Origin of the sequence: Sodalis-like endosymbiont of Proechinophthirus fluctus (genome assembly GCF_001602625.1) — a bacterium.
GTDB lineage: Bacteria > Pseudomonadota > Gammaproteobacteria > Enterobacterales > Enterobacteriaceae.
Map to the genome: position 1 here is coordinate 5,999 of NZ_LECR01000042.1, position 4,257 is coordinate 10,255.

The 4,257-nt window shown below is 54.5% G+C and carries 8 protein-coding genes; 3 read left to right on the top strand and 5 right to left on the bottom strand.

The window, feature by feature from the left end; all coding sequences use genetic code 11:
- Together mtnN and BG74_RS10755 are read left to right on the top strand one after the other, a co-directional pair.
- Positions 1-482, top strand: a 482-nt coding sequence (mtnN, locus tag BG74_RS04830) for a 5'-methylthioadenosine/S-adenosylhomocysteine nucleosidase (RefSeq protein ID WP_244267300.1), incomplete at its 5' end; no start/stop codon positions are given.
- A gap of 600 nt (positions 483-1,082) precedes the next feature.
- The gene (locus BG74_RS10755) at positions 1,083-1,223 is read left to right on the top strand and encodes a TRIC cation channel family protein (protein WP_187202639.1); all 141 of its coding nucleotides are present in this window, start codon (positions 1,083-1,085) and stop codon (positions 1,221-1,223) included.
- Positions 1,224-1,596: 373 nt separating this feature from the next.
- On the opposite strand, the gene erpA is transcribed toward BG74_RS10755, so the two are convergent.
- The 5 genes from erpA to BG74_RS20520 all read right to left on the bottom strand — a co-directional run bounded on the left by erpA (position 1,597) and on the right by BG74_RS20520 (position 3,379).
- Positions 1,597-1,941: an iron-sulfur cluster insertion protein ErpA gene (gene erpA, locus BG74_RS04840; protein ID WP_066597000.1), complete on the bottom strand. Its 345-nt coding sequence runs from the start codon at positions 1,939-1,941 to the stop codon at positions 1,597-1,599.
- 233 nt (positions 1,942-2,174) lie between these two features.
- Complete coding sequence (locus BG74_RS20505; RefSeq protein WP_439895660.1) at positions 2,175-2,246, bottom strand: hypothetical protein; 72 nt, start codon at positions 2,244-2,246, stop codon at positions 2,175-2,177.
- Between the two features lie 23 nt (positions 2,247-2,269).
- Positions 2,270-2,419 (bottom strand): voltage-gated chloride channel family protein, encoded by a 150-nt coding sequence (locus tag BG74_RS20510; RefSeq protein WP_187202640.1) that lies wholly within the window; start codon positions 2,417-2,419, stop codon positions 2,270-2,272.
- Between the two features lie 574 nt (positions 2,420-2,993).
- A complete protein-coding gene (locus BG74_RS20515; protein ID WP_187202641.1) occupies positions 2,994-3,167 on the bottom strand; it encodes a voltage-gated chloride channel family protein in 174 nt (57 codons plus the stop codon).
- Positions 3,155-3,379, bottom strand: coding sequence for a hypothetical protein (locus BG74_RS20520; RefSeq protein WP_066597003.1), 225 nt, complete (start codon positions 3,377-3,379; stop codon positions 3,155-3,157). The genes BG74_RS20515 and BG74_RS20520 overlap by 13 nt, the downstream gene beginning before the upstream one ends.
- Positions 3,380-3,450: 71 nt before the next feature.
- On the opposite strand from BG74_RS20520, the gene BG74_RS04855 reads away from it, so the two are divergent.
- Positions 3,451-4,257 (top strand): glutamate-1-semialdehyde 2,1-aminomutase (locus BG74_RS04855; RefSeq protein ID WP_187202642.1); only part of this gene is annotated, 807 nt, incomplete at its 3' end.

The window sequence follows — 4,257 nt, forward strand, 5'->3', positions numbered from 1 at the left end:
GCGGCTTGGCGCCATCGCTGAACGTCGGCGATATTGCGGTGTCCCATGAAGTCTGCTACCATGATGTCGACGTCACCGCCTTCGGTTATGAACCCGGCCAGATGGCAGAGTGTCCCGCATCTTTCAATGCTGCCCCATCGCTTGTGGCACTGGCAGAGGAAGTCATCGATCGCCTCGGCATGCATGCGGTACGCGGTCTGGTGGTAAGCGGCGACGCCTTTATTAACGGTGCAGAAGGGCTGACCCGTATCCGCCAGACCTTCCCGCAAGCGATAGCCCTGGAAATGGAGGCTACTGCCATCGCCCATGTGTGCCACCAATTTGCCGTACCTTTCGTCGTATTGCGCGCCATCTCCGATGTCGCGGATCAAGCGTCTCATCTGAGCTTTGAAGAATTCCTTACCGTGGCGGCGCAAAACTCCTCTCACCTGATAGGGGAAATGGTGCAAGCACTGGCCAGTGCGGGCAAGTTTGGCGGATGATAATCCTGTCAGCACCCCACACGACGAAGTTGGCCTACGCCACTGGCATGGGCAAGGTGTTGGTGGCCGCTAACAACTGGTCAACTTATTCTCCCGCGACGCGACGCCTTGAAGCTGGTCGCCTCGTGGTTAGGCGTGAAAATCTAGCGTATCCTGCCGCTGAAACCGGATCTAGTGCTGGGCCGGCACGGCGGCCTCTCTGTAGGTGTTTTTTCTTGACCGCCGGTTGTTGTTTGCCGCCAGGTGGCACGACGCTAAAAAACCAGATCCTAACCCTGGGCGGCGACGGACACAATATTTTCACCGCAAAGCCTATTCTCCTTGGTCGCAGGTGAACTGTGAGTAGGTCTTGAAATGGTATCCCCAGGTCACTACTGCGCCAGGCGACTACTACTCGCCGCCCGCTAGGTAAGCGATTTTTGGCGGCTGTAGTTAACAGTGCCAGTGAGCTGCCCTTAACGAAGACAGCTTCACCCGTCCGGGACTGAGTATTTGGCAGCGCAGCAGCTTTGCACGCAGCGGGCACAAATTCGTTCCGCGCTTCCAGTTGAGGCGCCCTAATGCTCTATATTATCTCGATTTATATTCTTAAGTACGACGGTGTTCGCCATTTACAGCGGCCTATTGGCCGGCAAACTCCGGATTGATCCGTTCGGTATGCTGGTGCTCAGCGTGGTGACCGCGGTTGTCGGTAGCACAATCCACAATATAGTGCTATCTAACGAACCGGTATTTGAGTGAGCAATTTCAACGAGTTGGTAAGTAGTGATTATCATTTGTTTTGTCACCCTCCTGACCATCTCAGCTAGGCGCGCCAGCTGCAGAAAGGGAGATTACCTGGATGGGAAGCGGCATGCTGCGGGAATTTACTGGCGCGGGAGATCTCGCTCATCCTGCGCGCCAAGGTTTACGCCACCGCCTGCATCGCCGGCTGCATTTTGTGCAATGACTTACAGCGAGTGGCGTCTTACCACCCTCAAGAGGTCACCCGGCGGCAACTAAAGCTGCCGGGGTTTGAATTTTATAGCCGCGATTAGCACGGGAAGGACTGCCGCTTTGCTAGAACCGGGTGTAGATCTTTTTACGGGCATAAAAAATCAGCGCGCACGGTACGCTAGATGCTGAATGATGACCCACAGCCGCAGGTAATTTTAGCGCTGGGATTGGTGATGACAAAACGCGACCCTTCCAGCCCTTCGCTGTAATCCACAGACCCACCCACCAAGTATTGCAAGCTCATAGGGTCGACCACCAGCGCCACACCCTGTTTTTCGATGGTGAAATCGTCTGCGTTCATTTTATCGTCAAAGGCGAAACCATACTGGAAGCCGCTGCATCCGCCACCGGTAATATAAACCCGCAATTTCAGATTCGGATTATCTTCGTTCAAGATAAGGTTTTTGACCTTGTTTGCCGCTAAGTCAGTAAACTGTAATGGTAATACTGCCGTCTCACTCATAATTCTACTCCCGGACCATCGTTGGGCTGAAGACACGTCAGCCCGATCGTTAGGGCTTATTATCCGTTACGCATCGTTTACATTCAAGTATCGCGCATCGTGAAAATCGCGTTTGTTCTCCTGTGCGCTTGCCGGGTTTTCTCCTGTGCGCTTGCCGGGTTTGGATTTTCATGCTCCTGGTGCTTTAGAGTGCGGCTCAACAGTGAAGAATAATGCGATTTGCCGCCTAGGAACTACGCCATCAGGTTTGCGCCAAGAAGACAGGTAATAATTATCGGAAAAATTAATTGGTAGTTATCCGTCATTTCCAGCACCAGCACGATCCCGGTCAAGGGCAAGCGCCCGCACCGAGGCGAATAGAGGCGCGCCGATGCCGGAGATGGCAAAGGTACACCATACCTTGTAGGCCGTATTCTGGCAATAAAATCATGGCGCCGATGCCGAAAGCCGTGCCGAGCAAGGTTCCCAACGCCAGCATTATAGCGCGAAAATACCCTTTGTGCTCCCCTCCCGAATATAAAGCACAGCAACTTGGTAAGCACGCGCGCTAGAAAAAGGATGAAGAACGGTAGGCTGAACGTGTAATGCCTGGCGGCAGCCAGAGGGATCAGGTTTAAAGCCGCCGATAGCCGCAAACGGACCTACCAGCGTCAGGACGCCGCAATCGCCCCAGAGTAGGCCACTTATGGCGATGATTTTGAGCTTCTCCTCGCCATGCAGGCGTAAGGAAAACGGCTTGTATGTACAGGGTAAGCGCATTAAATGCCACAAAATGTCACAGTCAATCCGGCCGCTGCCCTGGTCGAATGGAGTATGTAGCGCGCTTCCGCGCCGTGCAGCCTGCAAACATCCACCACCATCCGGCTAAGATTGCCCCCAACTATACCGTAGAGTCTTCCCGCCCCAATACCATACCGGCGCCAAGTGTCCCCATCATACCGCCGATAACTTCACCGGAATAAAACGCTACTAGCGCACAGGCCGCAACTCCTCCAGAGCGCCTTTAATCTCAGAAACGCCGGAGATGCCGGTCTCAGGGGCATAATGGCATACTAAAAATAACCCATCATTGCCAGCAACGCCGAGAAAAACACCGCCGGCGTCAGCATCCAGATCTGTTGCCTCAACTCTGCCAGCGCTGCAATACATAATGCCTGAACACCATTGACCGCTTTCTCGAACAGAACGCCCACGAGCCCGGCAAGCGTGCCCACTAACGCAGCCATGAAGAGGACATCAGCACCAGATTCTTATCGCGGTAGAGAGGTTTGCGAAACATATGCTGGCGTGCCTGCTGCTCCCGCGGTACAGAATTGTGGGAAGGATTTTTGCCATAAGAATATAGTGCCTGTAAGTCCACCACGTCATTTTGCGCGCCCTGCAAGGCGCTGTCGCCGTTGTCGCTTAAATGCCCAGTTGCGCGGGAGCGGGTCGACACAGTGATTTCACAATACCTTCTAGTTGATTACACTACATGGGTTAGTTTATTTTAACATTCGGAGTCGATTGATGAGTTATTCCGCAAGTTTATACGCCGAGGCACAGCGGCTGATCCCCGGAGGAGTCAATTCACCGGTGCGTGCATTCAATGGCGTTGACGGCGGTACGCCGCTCTTTATTGCCAGCGCCAACGGCGCCCGCATAACTGACGCCGACGGAAATAGCCATATCGACTATGTCGGCTCTTGGGGCCCCATGGTGCTGGGCCATAACCATCCAGCGATCCGCCAAGCGGTGTTGGACGCCATACAGCACGGCCTTAGCTTCGGCGCTCCCACTGAAATCGAAGTGAAAATGGCGCGGCTGGTGACCGAGCTGGTACCGTCTATAGAGAGCGTGCGCATGGTCAACTCTGGCACTGAAGCCACCATGAGCGCCATCCGGCTGGCGCGCGGTTATACCGGCCGTGATAGAGTGATTAAATTTGAGGGTTGCTATCACGGCCATGCGGACGGGTTGCTAGTCAAGGCCGGATCCGGTGCGCTCACCTTGGGGCAGCCCAGCTCTCCTGGCGTACCGGCCGATTACGCTAAATATACCCTCACCTGCAGCTATAACGATTTGCAGTCGGTGCGCGAGGCGTTCACGCTTTATCCTCGCGATATTGCCTGCATCATCGTCGAACCTGTAGCGGGGAATATGAACTGCGTTCCGCCGCTGCCCGGATTTTTGTCCGGTCTGCGCGCGCTATGCGACGAGTTTAGCGCGCTGTTGATTATCGATGAGGTTATGACCGGTTTTCGCGTGGCGCTGGGCGGTGCGCAGAGCTATTACGATGTCAAACCGGATTTGACCTGCCTAGGAAAAATCATCGGC